Genomic DNA, 16,427 nt, shown 5'->3' on the forward strand with positions numbered 1-16,427 from the left:
ATCAGCCCCGCTTCTGCCGGACGATCTGCTCCTGCTCGACGTCCTCTTCGGCCAGGGCCTCGCTCTCCTCGCGACCCACGAGCAGCTGCCCGTCGGAGGTCTGGAAGGTCGGCTTGAACGCGTCCAGCGCGGCCACCACGGCCTGCTGGGCGTCGTCCTCGAAGAGGTTCGACTCGCGGATGCCGTCGAGCACCTTGCCGTCACGGCGCAGGAACTCGAGGAACTCACGCTCGAAGCGCAGCACGTCGGCGACCGGTACGTCGTCGAACTTGCCGGTGGTACCGGCCCAGATCGAGACGACCTGGTCCTCGACCGCGTACGGCGAGTACTGCGGCTGGCGGAGCAGCTCGACCAGACGCTGACCACGGTCCAGCTGGCGGCGCGAGGTGGCGTCGAGGTCGGAGGCGAACATCGCGAACGCCTCCATCGCGCGGAACTGCGCGAGGTCGAGCTTCAGCGTTCCGGAGACCTTCTTCATCGCCTTGACCTGCGCGGCGCCACCAACACGCGACACCGAGATACCGACGTCGATGGCCGGGCGGATGTTGGCGTTGAACAGGTCCGACTGCAGGAAGATCTGGCCGTCGGTGATCGAGATGACGTTGGTCGGGATGAACGCCGAGACGTCGTTCGCCTTGGTCTCGATGACCGGCAGACCCGTCATCGAACCGGCGCCGAGCTCGTCGCTCAGCTTCGCGCAGCGCTCGAGGAGACGGCTGTGCAGGTAGAAGACGTCACCCGGGTAGGCCTCACGGCCCGGCGGGCGGCGCAGCAGCAGCGACATCGAGCGGTAGGCCTCGGCCTGCTTGCTCAGGTCGTCGAACACGATCAGGACGTGCTTGCCCTGGTACATCCAGTGCTGGCCGATGGCCGAGCCGGTGTAGGGAGCGACGTACTTGTAACCGGCCGGGTCGGACGCCGGGGAGGCGACGATGGTGGTGTACTCCATCGCGCCGGCCTCTTCGAGCGCGCCGCGCACGGAGGCGATCGTCGAGCCCTTCTGGCCGATGGCGACGTAGATGCAGCGAACCTGCTTCTTCGGGTCGCCGGACTCCCAGTTGGCCTTCTGGTTGATGATCGTGTCGACCGCGATCGCCGTCTTACCGGTCTTGCGGTCGCCGATGATCAGCTGGCGCTGGCCGCGGCCGACGGGGATCATGCCGTCGATCGCCTTGATGCCGGTCTGCAGCGGCTCGCGGACCTCCTGGCGGTCCATCACGCCGGCCGCCTGCAGCTCCAGGGCGCGGGTGCCGTCGATACCGTCGATCTCGCCGAGGCCGTCGATCGGGGCGCCCAGCGGGTCCACGACGCGACCGAGGTAGCCGTCACCGACCGGGACGGACAGGACCTGGCCGGTACGCCGTACCTGCTGGCCCTCCTCGATGCCGCCGAACTCACCGAGCACGGCCACACCGATGTCACGGACATCGAGGTTCAGGGCGATGCCCTTGGTGCCGTCCTCGAACTCGAGCAGCTCGTTGGTCATCGCCGAGGGCAGGCCCTCGACGTGCGCGATGCCGTCACCGGCGTCGATTACAGTGCCGACCTCTTCGCGGGCCGCCTCGGCCGGCTGGTAGTCGGTGACGAACCGATCCAGGGCGTCCCGGATCTCCTCCGGCCTGATCGTGAGCTCAGCCATTTCGTGTTTCCTGCTTCCTTGACCCTTGCTGGCCTGTTGTGGCTCTAAAGGTTTGCCGCCCTTAGCGCCGCTGTTCTGTCGTTAAGGGGGCGATCAGCCCGCGATGCGCCGTTGCGCCTCGTCGAGCCTGGCCGCGATGGTTGCGTCGATCACTTCGTCACCGATGTCCACCCGCACGCCGCCGATCACCTTCGGGTCGACGATCACGTTCAGCTGGATGTCCCGGCCGTACTGGCGTCCGAGCGCCGTGGCGAGCCGCGTCCGCTCCGCCTCGGACAGGTCGGTGGCGACCCGGACCGTGGCGATGCTGGCGCTGCGCCGGGCCGCGGCCGCGACCTGGTAGGACCGCAGCGAGCCGGCGAAGCTGCGTCCGCGGCCGTCGACGGCCCGCTCGGCCAGCCGCACCGTCACCGGGTCGGCCTTGCCACGCAGCAGTCCGGCCAGCAGCTCCTGACGGGCAGCCACCGGGATGTTGCGGTCGCTGAGCCTGTCGCTCAGCCCCCGCTCGGCCGTGACGATCCGCTCCAGCCGGAACAGCTCGTCCTCGACGTCGTCCAGCTTGCGCCCGCTGTCGGCGAAGGCCACCTCGGCCTCGACGCTCAGCTGGTCCAGCGCGTTCCCGAGGTCACGGCCGCTGACCCAGCGACCGGCCACAGCGATGGTCAGGATCTCCTGCGCCTGGGCGGAGATCTTGCCACCGAACAACTGCTGGACGAGCGCGGTGCGCTGGTCCTGCGAACGAGCCGGGTCGGTCAGCGCCCGGCGCAACGCACCGGTGCTGTCCAGGAGCCGTGCCACCGAGAACAGCTCGGCACCCAGCCCCTCGGTGACGGCGCCACTCGCCAGGGCCTCCTGGGCCTTGGCGAGCGACGCGTTCGATGCCCCGCGCATCAGCCGTCCGTTCCGACGGCCGCGCGCGCCGACTCCGATGCCTCGAGCTCGGCCAGGAACCGCTCGACGGTCCGGCGCTGCCGGGCCTCGTCCTCCAGCGACTCCCCGACGATCCGACCGGCCAGCGTGGTCGCCATCGTCCCGACCTCACCGCGCAACGAGGCCACCGCCTGCGTCCGCTCGGCGTCGATCTGGGTGCGCGCGTGCGAAACGATCCGCTCGGCTTCGACGTTCGCCTGCTCGCGCATCTCCGCGATGATCTGCGCACCCTGCTCACGCGCGTCCTCACGGATCTTCGCAGCCTCCGAGCGGGCCTCGGCCAGCTGCGCGTTGTACTTCTCCAAAGCCGCCTTCGCCTCGGCCTGGGCCTGCTTGGCCTCGTTCATCCCGCCTTCGATCGCCGCGGTCCGATCGGCGTACGCCTTCTCGAACTTCGGTACGACGACCTTGGCGAAGGCGATGGCCAGCAGGATCAGGAAGACGAACCCGAAGATGATCTCGGCGGTGTGCGGCAGCAGCGGGCTGGCAGTCTCGCCCGCCTCGGCCAGCGGTAGCACCATCGTCGTCATATCTGTGTCCTGTCAGTCAGAGGAAGAGAAGGTCAGCCCTGTGCCTTGAACACGAACGCCAGGGCGATACCGATGATGGCCAGAACCTCGGTGACGCCGAAGCCGATCCACGCGATCGACTGGAGCTTGTTCTGAGCCTCCGGCTGGCGAGCGGTGCCGTTGATGACGGCAGCGAAGATCAGGCCGACGCCAACACCCGGGCCGATCGCGGCCAGGCCGTAGCCCAGAACGGCGATGTCACCGGTGATTTCGAGAGCCATGCTCATTTCGGTGTTTCCTTTCGGTACGGATAGGGGCTATCCGGGTTTCCGTCAACTACGGGTCTAGGGGTACTGCGGCCTTGCGTACTTGGGGTCAGTGCTCGTCGGCGATGGCACTGCCGATGTACTGCGCGGTCAGGACCACGAAGATGTACGCCTGGATGCACTGGACGAACAGCTCCAGGCCGGCGATCGCGAGGCCCATCAGGAAGGTGATGATGCCGACGCCGCCCAGCGCGAGGCTGCCGGACTCGAACACCATGTACTCGCCGCCGAGAACGAACACCAGCAGCAGGATGTGACCGGCGAACATGTTCGCGAACAACCGCAGGCTCAGCGAGATCGGCCGGACCAGGATGTTCGAGATGAACTCGATCGGGATCATCAGCGGCATCAGCCAGACCGGCACACCGGCGGGCATCGTCTGGTGCTTGAAGTAGCCCCAGAGGCCCTTCTTCTTGATCCCGACCGCGTTGTAGATGACCCAGCTCATGATGGCGGCGATGTACGCCCAGCCGATGTGGCTGAAGGTCGGGAACTGGATCAGCGGCACCGTCGCGGCAACGTTGTTCAGCAGGATGAAGAAGAACAGGCCGGTCAGGTACGGCACGAACTTCATGTAGTCCTGGCTGCCGATCGCGTCGCGCGCGATCGAGTTGCGGACGAAGTTGTAGCCCAGCTCGCCCGCGAACTGCAGCTTGCTCGGGACCACGGCCGCCTTACGGGACGCACCCCAGAAGAACCAGACGATGACGACGACGGTCAGCGCGGCCACCAGGACGGGCTTGGTGAACCAGTCCACGCCGTGAAAGATCGGCGGGGTGTCGAAATTCTGTGGACCGGGCGGGGTGAACTCGGTCGGAACGCCGGCAATCACCGGGTCTCCTCTCGCGTCGTGCTCAAGTCGGACGCCTTGTGGCTAAGGGCAGGGCGGCTCAGGGCATGGCGGTCAACAACGTCAGACCCGGTGCGGATCGGACCGTTCCCCGAAGGGATCAGGACCGCGACCCGTACCGGAAGTGCAACATCAGGATGGTGAGCCCGGCACCGAGCACGATGCCCACCGGTAACAGGAACTGGGTGCCGAACAAGCGATCCAGCCCGAAGCCGATGCCCCCGTAGATCAGGACACCGCCGATCAAGTAGGACAGGACCCGCCAGCCGTCGCCCGAATTGCTGGGTGTCGGCTTCGGATCCTTGTGCTCGCTCATTGGCACCCGAAAGGTACCAGCCCGCGACACGCCGGGTCACATCGGCACCCGCGACCTCAGTCACAGCCTCAAAACCGTTACAGGGCGTGGTCATGGGTTCACCTCGTTGTCGAGGTCGTAGATCGGCACCCGCAGCCGGGACCAGGCCCACATCTCGCCGGCCATCCAGCCCAGTACGACGACCAGGGCAACGATGCCGAGCACGGTCAGATTCACGTGTGCGGCAAGGCTTTCCGAGTTGATCGCGAGGGCCAGCAGACCGCCGAAGATCGCGATCCGGCCGGTGTACGACGCCATCGCCATCGCGAGCTGCATCTGCGGCGACGTGTGCCGCGAAAGGTGCAGCGCGAACAGCCCGAGGCCGGAGAACACGATCACCATCAGCAACCCGAGCAGCGCGCCCCACAAACCCTTCAGACCAGCGGCAACGGCCGAGACAGCGGCGGCGTTGAGGCCGACCACAAGTGCCGCGACCAACGCGCCGCGCAGCATCGCCAGCGCCGGGTGCCGAGTGACTTGGCCGGCGACTTTCGGGGTGTGGGCCATGGGAGCCATCTGGTGGTTCCGTCCTGCGGGCGACCAGGTCTCGCGGCCAGGTCGTCGGGTGGGCGGGGTCAGGGGTGTCAAAGTTCTTTGCTGGTGCTTGTGAAAACTAGCACAAAGTCTGCACCGTCAGCAAAACGAGTCCCCTGCCGCTGTACAGCCACACCTTATCGGTAGCCCACCCACCCCAGTGGTCTGGTCCCCACCCGGCCGCTGTCCAGCGCCGGAGGCTGCACGGCGAAAGGTGAACGGTGCCCGGGGGCGGGACAGGGGACCACCCCCGGGCGGCAAGACCATCTCAGCTGACCGCAGGCCCCAGACAGGTACAAACCCGTACAGCCGACCCATTTGCCACAACGTGCAACGACCGACCAGCGGGCTACTTCTCGAAAAGCCGCGCTCCGAACCAGTCGAAGCGTGGTCGCCAGCCGTTGGTACGCAAGACGGTGAACACCGGGATCTTGGCGTCAGCCGGCCTGATCGTGACGGCCCCTTCCCACGACGTACGGGTCCCGCCCGCCCCGGTCACCCGGACTTGCCCGTCGGCTCCTTCGACGAAGGTCGCCGACCTCGAACCGGACGTCTTGCCCTTCCGCCAGGTCCAGTCGGCTTCGGCCATCGCCCCCAGAGGTCCAGCCGCTCCACGGAAGGATGCCTGGCCGGAGTACTCGACGAACTTGTAGCGCGCCGTGGCCGGATCGAGGTCGACCTCCATGCGCCAGGCGTAAGCCTGCGAACCACGGACGAAGAGCGTCTGCCAACGCATCTCCTCGGTCCGCCAACGCACGTCGACACGAACGCCGCCGGCTGTCCGCGTGGCCTCGATCCGGTAGGGCAGCCCGTCGCTGTTCATCCCAACCAGCGCCCCGACCACCTCGTCCACCGGCGCCGGAGCATCACTGCCGCGCACCGGGCCGTCAGGCACGTCGGCCCGCTCCTGGGCGGCCACGGCACGCAGCCCACGTTTCAACGTCATGAGACCACGCGCCACGACGGCGAGGCCGGCAACCACGACGAGTGCGATACCCAGCGCCACGCGGCCGTTGAGCAACGCGAGAGCCCCGCCCACGAACAGGACACTGCCCAGGACGAAGACGACTCGGCGGCTGATCACCGCGACTCGCCGATACGTAGTTTCGTTCATGACTGGTCGTTCCTTCAGAAGCCGGTCGAGTTTCGAGGAGGTGAGTATTACGTCCCACCACCAACTCGGCACTGCCCGTACTCCGCCCGTACCTGGTGCTACTCGAGTCCGTAACCTGCTGGCCGTACCCGGAGTGGCGGAGCTGCAGGCCGGCCGTGGTCATGCTCTGGCCGTAGCCGGCCCAAACCGATCGGTGAGGCCGGGGTGAGGCGTCAGCTGCTGCCGGATCAGACTTTGCTGAGGGGTTTGGCCGTGCGGCGGTGCGGGAGGCCGGTGGTGAGGACTACGGCGATGACGGCGATGGTGAGGACTATCAGGGCGGTCCACCAGGTGAGGACCAGGCCTAGGACGACTACGCCGAAGGCGATCAGGATGGTCCAGAGGTACATCAGGAGGACGGCTCGGCGGTGGGAGTGACCGCGTTGCATGAGGCGGTGGTGGAGGTGGAGCTTGTCGGCGGCGAAGGGTGAGCGGCCGGCTTTGGTACGGCGGATGTAGGCCAGCGTCAGGTCCAGTGCGGGGATCGCGAGGACGGCGATCGGCAGGACGAGTGGCAGGAGTGCGGGCAGGAGGCTGGAACCGCCTACCTCGTAGGGAACGGCGTACGGGTCCATCTGGCCGGTGAGGCTGATGGTGGACGCGGCCAGCATCAGGCCGATCAGGAGGGCGCCGGAGTCGCCCATGAAGACCCTTGCGGGGAAGAAGTTGTGCGGCAGGAAGCCGAGGCAGGCGCCGGCCAGGGCGACCGTGATGAGGGTCGAGGTGGTGGCGCGGTCGAGGTCCTGCTCGACGTTCAGCAGGTAGGAGTAGGTGAAGAACGCGAGGGCACCGATCGCCGTCACACCGGCGGCCAGGCCGTCGAGGCCGTCGACGAAGTTCACGGCGTTGCAGGAGACGAGCAGGATGCCTGCGGTCAGTACGGCGAGGAGTGCTGCTGAGGGTGAGACCACGCCGCCGGGGAGCGGGAGCCAGTACAGCTGGATGCCTTGGACAACCATCACGCCGACGGCGAGGACCTCACCGGCGAGCTTGGTGATCGCGTCGAGTTCGTAGAGGTCGTCGATCACGCCGACCGCGCAGATCACCGCGCCGCCGATCAGGATCGCGCGGCCGTCGTGGGCGACCTGCAGGCTGTCACCGAGGAACGGCAGGCTGGAGGCGACCGCGAAGGCGGCGATCAGGCCGCCGAGGATCGAGACGCCGCCGAAGTACGGGATCGGGACCTTGTGCACGTCCCGGGCGCGGACCTTGGCCACGGCGCCGTACCGAAGCGCGATCTGCCGGGCCACACCGGTCAGCAGGAAGGTCGTGGCCATCGCCACGAACAGGACCAGCAGGTACTCGCGCACTAGTCCGCAGGCCTCACATCAGGGTTAGCAGGCTTCTCACCCTGCTTGGACGCCTCCGCGGCCACGTCGGTTGGCTCGGCCGGCTTCTCGTCGGCAACCACATCGGCCGGCTTCTCGTCGGCAACCACGTCGGCGGGCTTGTCGTCGGCGGGCTTGTCGTCGGCGGGCTTGTTGTCAGCTGTGGGCTCGTCGTCCGCGGTGACCTCGGGGACTATTTCGCGGAGTTGGGCGAGGGAGAGAGCGCCTAGGCGGATTACTCGGGGGGTTTCGGTGGTGATGTCGATGATGGTGGAGGGCTCTCCGCCGGTTACCTCGCCGCCGTCCAGGTAGACCGCGACCGTGTCGCCCAGTTGTTCTTCGGCGTCGTAGACGTCGAGGGCTGCTGGTTGGCCGCTCTTGTTGGCGGAGCTGACGGCCAGGGGGCCGGTGCGGGAGAGGAGTTCGCGGGTGTTCTCGTGGTCCGGCACGCGGAGGGCGACGGTGCCCTGGGTCTCGCCGAGGTCCCACATCAGTGAGCCCTGGGCGTGGCAGATCACGGTCAGCGGGCCGGGCCAGAACTTCTCGCACAGTTTGCGGCCGGCCTCGGGGACGTCGGTGGCGAGCGCGTCCAGCGACTCGACGACCGAGATCAGCACCGGCGGCGGCATGTCGCGGCCGCGGCCTTTCGCGTCCAGCAGCCGCTGGACGGCGTCGGACTTGAAGGCGTCCGCGGCCAGTCCGTAGACGGTGTCGGTCGGCAGGACCACCAGGTCGCCGGCCTCGATCGCGTCCACGGCCGCACGGTACGCCGGGGCCAGTTCGTCACCCGTGAAATCGAAGCGCTCACTCACGCACCGAATCGTGCCACTCACCCGGTCCCACGCCTAAACCGGCCCGACTTCCCGGCAAACTTGACCGTCAATTGTTAATTTTCCGGCCAACCAGCCCCGCATCTCCTTAGGATCCACGGCATGACTGTGACGCGTGAGTTCCTCGAAGGGCTGCCGAAGGCCGAGCTGCATGTCCACCACGTCGGCTCCGCCTCGCCGCGGATCGTCGCCGAGCTGGCCGCCCGGCACCCCGGTTCGCCGGTACCGGCCGACGTGGCCGCGCTGGCCGAGTACTTCCAGTTCACCGACTTCGCGAAGTTCGTCGAGATCTACCTGAGCGTCGTCGACCTGATCAAGACACCGGACGACGTCCGGCTGCTGACCTACGAGATCGCCCGCGAGATGGCCGCGCAGAACCTGCGGTACGCCGAGCTGACCGTGACGCCGTACACGTCGCAGCTGCGCGGGATCGCGCCGGAGGCGTTCTGCGAGGCGATCGAGGACGCCCGGACGGCGGCCGAGAAGGAGCTCGGGATCACCCTGCGGTGGATCTTCGACATCCCCGGTGAGACCGGCCTCGCCGGCGCCGAGGAGACGCTGCGGGTCGCGACCAGGATCCGTCCGGACGGGCTGATCGGATTCGGGCTCGGCGGCCCGGAGATCGGCGTACCGCGGCCGCAGTTCAAGCCGTTCTTCGACGAGGCCATCGCAGCCGGATTGCACAGCGTCCCGCACGCGGGTGAGACGACCGGTCCGGAGACGATCTGGGACGCCCTGCGGGTACTGCGTGCCGAGCGGATCGGCCACGGTACCTCGGCCATGCAGGACCCGGCCCTGGTCGACTACCTGGGTGAGCACCGGATCCCGCTCGAGGTCAGCCCGACCTCCAACCTCGCCACGCGCGCGGTCGCGTCGTACGACGTGCACCCGCTGAAGGCGATGGTCGAGGCCGGACTGGTCGTCACGATCAACTCCGACGACCCGCCGATGTTCGGCACCACGCTGACGAATGAGTACGCCGTCGCCGCGGATCTGCTCGGTCTGGACAACGCAGGGGTCGGCGAGCTCGCCAAGACCGCCGTGCGGGTGTCCTTCGCCGAGGACGCGGTGAAGGACACCCTGACGGCCGAGATCGACGCCTACGTCGCGGCGAACAGCTAGACGGCGTCGAAGTACCAGCGCTGGCAGGCGCCGCCGTGGAACGGCCAGATGATCACGTCGGCTCCTGCTGCCGCACTACAGCCCGCAACGTCGAGTGACTTGCCACTACCGACGCCGAGGATCTGATAGGCGCCGTTCGAGAGCGCACTGATCCGCCACTGCTGGCAGGTGTTGGTGGAGCTGGGCGCTAGCTGCACAGGCCTGGCATCCGTGGTCACACAGCCACTGACCTCGACCGCATTGCCAGTGTTGCTGTCGACGATCTTGTAGACGTTGTCGGTGACCGCAGTGACCTGCCACCGCTGGCAGGGGCTGCCGACGACGCGGTCCCACATCCGAATGTCGGTGCCCTGGCAGTTGACGACGTCCAGGTCCTTGCCGAGCTCGGAGCGGATCCGGTACGTACCGTTGGGCACGCTGACCGGCCGGAGCTTGAACTGCTGGGTGGCGGCGCCGGTGAACGGCTGCTGCTCGAGTGCTGCCGGGTGCGGTCCCGCATCCGTCATGGCCAGTCCGGACAGGGTGTTGATGATGCCGTAGACGTCACCACCGAGCGGGTGCAGTGTCCAGCGCATACCGTCCTGGCCGTTGCAGGAGTACTGCAGCACCTTCGTGCCCGGCGCCGTACCGCTGAAGGCGCTGTCTGCGCACTTGCCGCTGTTGACGTTCTGCAGCTGCCAGCCCGTCTCGTACTGGAACCGCCACTGCTGGCTGGTCGCACCGCTGCGCGGCCGGTGGCTCAGGTTCGCCAGGTTGGCCGTCGAACCGTCGACAACGTCGATCACCTCACCACTGGACGGACTGACGAACTCGTAGATCTGTCCGTGCCGTGGCCCGGGCCGCGGGTCCGGAGTGGCGCTCTTGATCAGCCAGTCGCTGTTGGCGAGGTTCCAGTGCGTGGCGAGGTAGCTGCCGGCCGGCGGGTTGGTGTTGAAGTAGTCGTCCTTGTTGCAGTCCAGCAGCCGGTCGTTGTCCTTGTCGGCGCACACCACCCGAGTGTCCGAGCCGTAACACATCAGGTCGTACTCGTCGTTGCAGTGCCCGTTGTAGTTCGGGGCAGACGACTGTACGGCGCCGAAGTTGTGGCCGAGCTCGTGTGCCGCGGCATTGAAGCCCCAGCAGTTGGCAGACGCGTCCACGCGGGCGTAGCCGGTGTTGTTGTTGTTCGCGTTGTCCAGGCCCGGCCGGTCATCGCCGTACAGAGTCCCGACACCACAGACCTTCTGAGCGTCCGCGTACACGAGGTACTTGCGGGTGCTGTCCTTGTAGCCGAGGTTCTGCAGCGCGGTGACCATCGAGTTCCAGGTCTCCAGCCCGCCGGTCGGCAGAACGGCCTCTTTCACATTCACCTGGCAGCCACCGGACACCGCGTCCGTGACATAGCGGATGTGCCGGCTGGCACCGGTCTGGAAGGCACTGTCGTTGTAGGCCGCGTCGATCTCGTGCGACCACGCCCGGAACGACGGCAGGAACAGCTGCAACCGGCTGGCCTGCTGCGACTCCCGCGCGTACAGAACCTGCACCCGCTTACCTGCCACGCCATTGCCGTCACAGACGATCGCATTGGCAGCCATGGTCGCTTCGGCAACAGCCTTCGGCAGCGGCTTCGCCTCCTCACTCAGATCAGCGTTCGGCAGCAGCTCAGGCCCCCGCGTGCACTGGTCGGTCCCAGGCAGCACCAGCCGGTGCATACCGGCGCACAACTCAGCCTCGGTCTTCGGCTTGGGCCCCGGTGGCGCCGCTTGCGCCGGCGGAGTCAGGATCGGCGTACTGATCGCCAGCGCGACCGTCGCGGCCAGGACCCCCAGTTTGGGCAGGACGGACATGGGAAGTTCACTCCTCACCCGCGGCCGGTCCGACTGTCAGCGGGCTGTTGACAGTGGGCGACGAACCAACCACGATCCCGCGCCATCCTGCGCGAAAAAGGGTTCACAAGCGAGACTTTCGACTGTGATGACAACGTTTAGCCACGGCCGAGGCGGGTTACAGGACACTCCGTGATGACCAGTGGTTGGTACGACGTTGTCGACCGGGTGCGTGCGTTCTGGATGGTGAAGGGGGCCCGGGCCGAGCTGGTGCTGGCGGGGGTTCTGTTGGTGCTCGCGGTGGTGGCGTTCGAGTTCTAGACTCTGCGGCCGGTTGCGAACCTCTGGCGGCCGGCCAGGTCCAACTGGTCGCGGACTTCGGTGAAGTAGCCGGTGGCGGCGAAGACGGCGGGGGCGGATTCGCCTTGGACGTCGGCGTGTTCGCAGGCGAACCAGCCGCCGGGCTTCAGGAGGCGGGCTGCAGTGACTGCGACGACCTTGACCTCGTCGAGGCCGTCGTCGCCGGACCAGAGCGCCAGCGCCGGGTCGTGGTCGCGGACCTCAGCGGTGACTGACTCCCAGGCTGTCAGCGGGATGTACGGCGGGTTGCTGATGACGGCGTCGACTGTGCCGTCGAACTCGGGCAGGCAGCCGTCGATGTCACCCTCGTGCAGGGTGGCGCCGGTACCGGCCAGGTTGCGGCGGGCCCAGACGCATGCCTCGGGCGACAGTTCGACGGCGTGTACGACGGCGTCCGGCCGCTCGGTCGCGACCGCACCGGCGATCGCGCCGGAACCCGAGCACAGGTCGACCACCAGCGGGGACTTCACGGAGGCGATCCGGTCGAGGATCCAGCCGACCATGACCTCGGTCTCGGGCCGCGGCACGAAGACGCCCGGTCCGACGGCGAGCTCGCGGTACCGGAAGGCCGCCGTACCGGTCAGGTGCTGTAACGGCTCCCGGGCAGCCCGCCGCGCGATCAACTCCTCATAGGTACGGCGCTCTGCGTCGGAAGGCGCGCGCAGGTTCAACCGGCTCGAACCGGTGACGAACGCGAGCAGCTCGGCCGCGTCGAACTCCGGAGACGCGACCCCGGCTGCCCGGAGCTGGTCCGCGGCCGCAGCGATCAGAGCCTTCACTTGGAGTCGACAGCCTCGAGCCGTGCGGTCAGATCGGCTTCGGTCAGCGCCTGGATGACCGGGCCCAGCTCGCCGCCGAGCACCTGGTCGAGGTTGTGCGCCTTGTAGCCGACGCGGTGGTCGGAGAACCGGTTCTCCGGGAAGTTGTAGGTGCGGACGCGCTCGGAGCGGTCGACGGTCCGGATCTGCGACCGGCGGGCGTCGGACGCCTCCTGGTCGGCCGCCTCCTGCGCCGCCGCCAGCAGCCGGGACCGCAGCACGCGCATCGCCTGCTCGCGGTTCTGCAGCTGGGACTTCTCGTTCTGCATCGAGACCACGATGCCGGTCGGCAGGTGGGTGATCCGGACGGCGGAGTCGGTCGTGTTCACGCTCTGCCCACCAGGACCGGACGAGCGGAACACGTCGATCCGCAGGTCGTTCAGGTCGATCTCGACATCGACGTCCTCGGCCTCCGGCAGCACCAGGACACCGGCCGCCGACGTGTGGATCCGGCCCTGCGACTCGGTCACCGGCACCCGCTGCACCCGGTGCACGCCGCCTTCGAACTTCAGCTTCGCGTACGGCGCCTCGCCCGGCTCCGGCGTGCCTTTCGCCTTGACCGCGACCGTGATCGACTTGTACCCACCCAGATCGGAGTCGGCGGCGTCGATGATCTCGGTCTTCCAGTTCTGCGACTCGGCGTACTTCAGGTACATCTTCAGCAGGTCCCCGGCGAACAGCGCGGACTCGTCGCCGCCCTCACCGGCCTTGATCTCGAGGATCGCGTCCTTGTCGTCACTGGGGTCGCGCGGCACCAGCAGCATCTGCAGCTTCTCGGCCAGCTCGTCCCGCCGGTGGGCCAGCTTCACGGCCTCCTCGGCGAACGCCGGGTCCTCAGCCGCCAGCTCCCGAGCCGCCTCGATGTCGTCCGCCGTCTGCAGCCACTCGTCATACGTCCGTACGACGGGCGCCAGGCCGGCGTACCGCTTGCCGACGCGACGCGCGTTCGCCTGGTCGGAGTGCAGCTCCGGGTCGGACATCTGCCGTTCCAGCTCGGCGTACTCCGCCTTGAGCGTCTGAACCGCCTCGAACATTGCGCACTCCTCCTCTCGGGAACCCCTGGACATACAAACCGCGCGCCGGTCCACCCGTGAGGGCGAACCGGCGCGCGGTAGGACAGCTACTTCTTTGCGTAGCGCTTCTCGAAGCGTGCGACCCGGCCGCCGGTGTCGAGGATCTTCTGCTTGCCCGTGTAGAACGGGTGGCACTGCGAGCACACGTCGGAGTGGATGGAGCCGCTCTCCGCGGTGGAGCGCGTCTCGAACTGCGCGCCGCAGGAACAGGTCACCTTCGTGTCCACGTAGGTCGGGTGGATGTCGCTCTTCAAGACAATCTCCTAGGAATCAGGTGCTCCGGGTCGTCCACGGCGTGAACGTGAACCGGAACCGACGTACCAGTTTGCCACTTTGCGGCGGCAAACTGGTAATCAGGGGTGCTTCAGTCGCCGTTCGTGGTGCTGTGGGTCGAACCGGCCGACGGGGTGGTCTTGTTGACCTGGAGCAGGAACTCGATATTCGACTTGCTCTCCTTGAGCTTGCCGATCAGCAGCTCCAGGGCGGCCTGGCCGTCGAGGGCGGACAGCACCCGGCGCAGCTTCCAGACGACCTGGGTCTCGTCCTTGCTCATCAGCAGCTCCTCGCGGCGGGTACCGGAGGCGACGACATCGATGGCCGGGAAGATCCGGCGGTCGGCGAACTCGCGGCGCAGCCGGAGCTCCATGTTGCCGGTGCCCTTGAACTCCTCGAAGATCACCTCGTCCATCTTCGAGCCGGTCTCGATCAGCGCGGTCGCGAGGATGGTCAGCGAGCCGCCGTCCTCGATGTTGCGGGCCGCACCGAAGAACCGCTTCGGCGGGTAGAGCGCCGAGGAGTCGACACCACCGGACAGGATCCGGCCGCTGGCCGGGGCCGCGATGTTGTACGCGCGGCCGAGCCGGGTGATCGAGTCGAGCAGCACGACCACGTCGTGGCCGAGCTCGACCAGCCGCTTGGCGCGCTCGATGGCCAGCTCGGCGACCGTGGTGTGGTCGTCGGCCGGACGGTCGAAGGTGGAGGCGATGACCTCACCCTTGACCGTGCGCTGCATGTCGGTGACCTCTTCGGGCCGCTCGTCCACCAGCACCACCATCAGGTGCACTTCGGGGTTGTTCGTGGTGATCGCGTTCGCCAGCGCCTGCAGCACCATCGTCTTACCGGCCTTCGGCGGCGAGACGATCAGGCCGCGCTGGCCCTTGCCGATCGGGCTGACGATGTCGACGATCCGGGTGGTCAGGATGCCGGGCTCGGTCTCCAGCCGGAGCCGCTCGGTCGCGTACAGCGGGGTCAGCTTGTTGAAGTCCTGCCGCTGCTTGGCGATCTCCGGGTCCGACCCGTTCACGGTGTCGATCCGGATCAGCGGGTTGAACTTCTCCTTGCGCTCACCCTCCTGCGGCTGCTTCACCGCACCGGTGATCGCGTCACCCTTGCGGAGGCCGTAGCGCTTGACCATCGAGAGGGCGACGTACACGTCGTTCGGGCCGGGCAGGTAGCCGCTGGTCCGGACGAAGGCGTAGTTGTCCAGTACGTCGAGGATGCCGGCGGCCGGGACGAGTACGTCGTCCTCGCTGATCGTCGGCTCCGGGTCGAACCGCTCGCCGCGGCCACGGTTGCGGCCGGGATCGCGGCCCGAGTCACGGCCGGAGTCCCGGCCCGAGTCGCGCCCGGACGTGACCGGCTGGCCGTCGCGGTTGCGGTCCCGGTCGCGGCCCCGGCGGCGCCGGCGACGGCTGTCGCCCTCCTCGCCGCCCTGCTCCTGCTGCCGGTCCTGCTGCCGGTTGTCGCGACCCTGGTCGCGGTTCTGGTCCCGGCTCTGCTCGCGGTTGCCGTCCCGGCCCCCGTCGCGACCCTGGGTGCGGTCGCGGTCGCGGTCCCGGCCCTGGCTCTCGCGGTTCGCGTCGCGGTTGTCCCGGTTCTGGCCGTCGCGGTTCTGGCCATCGCGGTTCTGGCCGTCGCGGTTGCGGTCCCGGTCGCGGCCCTGGTTCTCGCGGTTGCGGTCCCGGCTCTCCCGGTTCTGCTCGCGGTCGGCCGGCTGCTCGGTCCGGGCCTCGACGGCCGTGCCGTTCTGCGCCGCCTGGACGGCGGGCGCCTCGGCAGCCGGAGTCTCCACGACCGGAGCCGGCTGCTGCCGCTCGGCCACCTTCGGGGCCTCGACGGCCGGAGTCTCCTCGGCCGTGGCCGCGGCGGCGGCGCGGGTCCGGCGGCTGCCGCCCTCACGCTTGGCCGGCGCCTGCTTCACGGCGGAAGCCTTGGCGGGCGCCTCCGCGCCCCCCTCCACGACCGACTCTGTCAGGGTGGGCTGGGTCGCCTTCGCCCTGGAAGAGCCGCCCGTCTGGGCGGCCTTGATCGCCTCGATCAGCTGGCCCTTGCGCAGTGCGCCGGTGCCCTTGATGCCGAGCGTCCCGGCGAGCTGCTTGAGCTCGGGGAGCAGCATGCCCTCGAGGCCGCCACCAGCCTTGCGGCGACGCGTCGCGGTGCCAGCCGCGGCGTCGGAGCTGGAGGCTTCAACAGTTTCTGTCACGTGAGGTCCTTCCCACACGGATCGTCGAGGTGCGACAGCACCATCGACCGTTTCAGCGCCCACGGCCGAACGAAGTGGCACGTGGGGTTCAAGAGACTCTCGCTCGATCTGAGTCCCCCCGGACATCCCCGGCGCAGGCGGCGCAAGATCACGTTCACTGGGGGGTCGCCACACAACACAGGGTGCCGGGAGCACAGCCCGGATCGTGACGAGAGTTCACCGATCACCTGGAGGGGATCGGGTGAGTCGAGACTAGCACCCCGAGGGGTCGTACGCCTGGCTCAGGGGGTTCAACGCGTGTCAGTTCCCCGCT

Annotated in this window: 17 protein-coding genes; 2 read left to right on the plus strand and 15 right to left on the minus strand. The window is 68.0% G+C overall.

Features of this window, described 5'->3' with window-relative positions:
• Window position 1: 1 nt before the first annotated feature.
• The 10 genes from atpA to ACFCV3_RS36620 form a co-directional block, all read right to left on the minus strand.
• Window positions 2–1,639, minus strand: a complete 1,638-nt coding sequence (atpA, locus tag ACFCV3_RS36575) for a F0F1 ATP synthase subunit alpha (protein WP_376038383.1) — start codon at window positions 1,637–1,639, stop codon at window positions 2–4.
• Window positions 1,640–1,732: 93 nt separating this feature from the next.
• Window positions 1,733–2,530 carry a F0F1 ATP synthase subunit delta gene (locus ACFCV3_RS36580; RefSeq protein ID WP_376038386.1) on the minus strand — a complete coding sequence of 266 codons (798 nt, stop codon included), beginning with the start codon at window positions 2,528–2,530 and terminating at the stop codon, window positions 1,733–1,735.
• A complete protein-coding gene (locus tag ACFCV3_RS36585; protein ID WP_376038388.1) occupies window positions 2,530–3,099 on the minus strand; it encodes a F0F1 ATP synthase subunit B in 570 nt (189 codons plus the stop codon). The genes ACFCV3_RS36580 and ACFCV3_RS36585 overlap by 1 nt, the downstream gene beginning before the upstream one ends.
• A 32-nt stretch (window positions 3,100–3,131) precedes the next feature.
• The gene (gene atpE / locus ACFCV3_RS36590; protein WP_376038391.1) at window positions 3,132–3,365 is read right to left on the minus strand and encodes an ATP synthase F0 subunit C; all 234 of its coding nucleotides are present in this window, start codon (window positions 3,363–3,365) and stop codon (window positions 3,132–3,134) included.
• A gap of 88 nt (window positions 3,366–3,453) precedes the next feature.
• Window positions 3,454–4,236, minus strand: a complete 783-nt coding sequence (gene atpB / locus ACFCV3_RS36595; protein WP_376038394.1) for a F0F1 ATP synthase subunit A — start codon at window positions 4,234–4,236, stop codon at window positions 3,454–3,456.
• 118 nt (window positions 4,237–4,354) lie between these two features.
• Window positions 4,355–4,570, minus strand: a complete 216-nt coding sequence (locus tag ACFCV3_RS36600; protein WP_376038397.1) for a hypothetical protein — start codon at window positions 4,568–4,570, stop codon at window positions 4,355–4,357.
• Window positions 4,571–4,660: 90 nt separating this feature from the next.
• Complete coding sequence (locus tag ACFCV3_RS36605) at window positions 4,661–5,125, minus strand: hypothetical protein (RefSeq protein ID WP_376038399.1); 465 nt, start codon at window positions 5,123–5,125, stop codon at window positions 4,661–4,663.
• A 367-nt stretch (window positions 5,126–5,492) separates the two neighbouring features.
• Window positions 5,493–6,257 carry a hypothetical protein gene (locus tag ACFCV3_RS36610; RefSeq protein ID WP_376038402.1) on the minus strand — a complete coding sequence of 255 codons (765 nt, stop codon included), beginning with the start codon at window positions 6,255–6,257 and terminating at the stop codon, window positions 5,493–5,495.
• A gap of 227 nt (window positions 6,258–6,484) precedes the next feature.
• Window positions 6,485–7,606: a glycosyltransferase family 4 protein gene (locus ACFCV3_RS36615; RefSeq protein WP_376038403.1), complete on the minus strand. Its 1,122-nt coding sequence runs from the start codon at window positions 7,604–7,606 to the stop codon at window positions 6,485–6,487.
• The gene (locus tag ACFCV3_RS36620) at window positions 7,606–8,436 is read right to left on the minus strand and encodes an L-threonylcarbamoyladenylate synthase (RefSeq protein ID WP_376038405.1); all 831 of its coding nucleotides are present in this window, start codon (window positions 8,434–8,436) and stop codon (window positions 7,606–7,608) included. The genes ACFCV3_RS36615 and ACFCV3_RS36620 overlap by 1 nt, the downstream gene beginning before the upstream one ends.
• A gap of 120 nt (window positions 8,437–8,556) precedes the next feature.
• On the opposite strand from ACFCV3_RS36620, the gene ACFCV3_RS36625 reads away from it, so the two are divergent.
• Entirely contained in the window at window positions 8,557–9,576 is a 1,020-nt protein-coding gene (locus tag ACFCV3_RS36625) for an adenosine deaminase (protein ID WP_376038407.1), read from the plus strand.
• Here the strand turns inward: ACFCV3_RS36625 and ACFCV3_RS36630 are convergent.
• Window positions 9,573–11,402, minus strand: coding sequence for an RICIN domain-containing protein (locus tag ACFCV3_RS36630; protein ID WP_376038410.1), 1,830 nt, complete (start codon window positions 11,400–11,402; stop codon window positions 9,573–9,575). The genes ACFCV3_RS36625 and ACFCV3_RS36630 overlap by 4 nt on opposite strands.
• A gap of 174 nt (window positions 11,403–11,576) precedes the next feature.
• Here ACFCV3_RS36630 and ACFCV3_RS36635 point away from each other — a divergent pair, with 174 nt between their 5' ends.
• A complete protein-coding gene (locus ACFCV3_RS36635) occupies window positions 11,577–11,702 on the plus strand; it encodes a hypothetical protein (protein WP_376038413.1) in 126 nt (41 codons plus the stop codon).
• On the opposite strand, the gene prmC is transcribed toward ACFCV3_RS36635, so the two are convergent.
• The 4 genes from prmC to rho form a co-directional block, all read right to left on the minus strand.
• Window positions 11,699–12,520, minus strand: coding sequence for a peptide chain release factor N(5)-glutamine methyltransferase (gene prmC / locus ACFCV3_RS36640; protein ID WP_376038416.1), 822 nt, complete (start codon window positions 12,518–12,520; stop codon window positions 11,699–11,701). The two genes, ACFCV3_RS36635 and prmC, sit on opposite strands and share 4 nt — an antisense overlap.
• The gene (gene prfA, locus ACFCV3_RS36645) at window positions 12,517–13,593 is read right to left on the minus strand and encodes a peptide chain release factor 1 (protein ID WP_376038419.1); all 1,077 of its coding nucleotides are present in this window, start codon (window positions 13,591–13,593) and stop codon (window positions 12,517–12,519) included. The genes prmC and prfA overlap by 4 nt, the downstream gene beginning before the upstream one ends.
• A gap of 86 nt (window positions 13,594–13,679) precedes the next feature.
• A complete protein-coding gene (gene rpmE / locus ACFCV3_RS36650; protein ID WP_376038422.1) occupies window positions 13,680–13,886 on the minus strand; it encodes a 50S ribosomal protein L31 in 207 nt (68 codons plus the stop codon).
• Window positions 13,887–13,996: 110 nt separating this feature from the next.
• Window positions 13,997–16,114, minus strand: a complete 2,118-nt coding sequence (rho, locus tag ACFCV3_RS36655; RefSeq protein WP_376038425.1) for a transcription termination factor Rho — start codon at window positions 16,112–16,114, stop codon at window positions 13,997–13,999.
• Window positions 16,115–16,427: the final 313 nt, after the last annotated feature.

Origin of the sequence: Kribbella sp. NPDC056345, from assembly GCF_042262745.1 — a bacterium.
In the GTDB taxonomy this organism is placed as follows: Bacteria; Actinomycetota; Actinomycetes; order Propionibacteriales; family Kribbellaceae; genus Kribbella.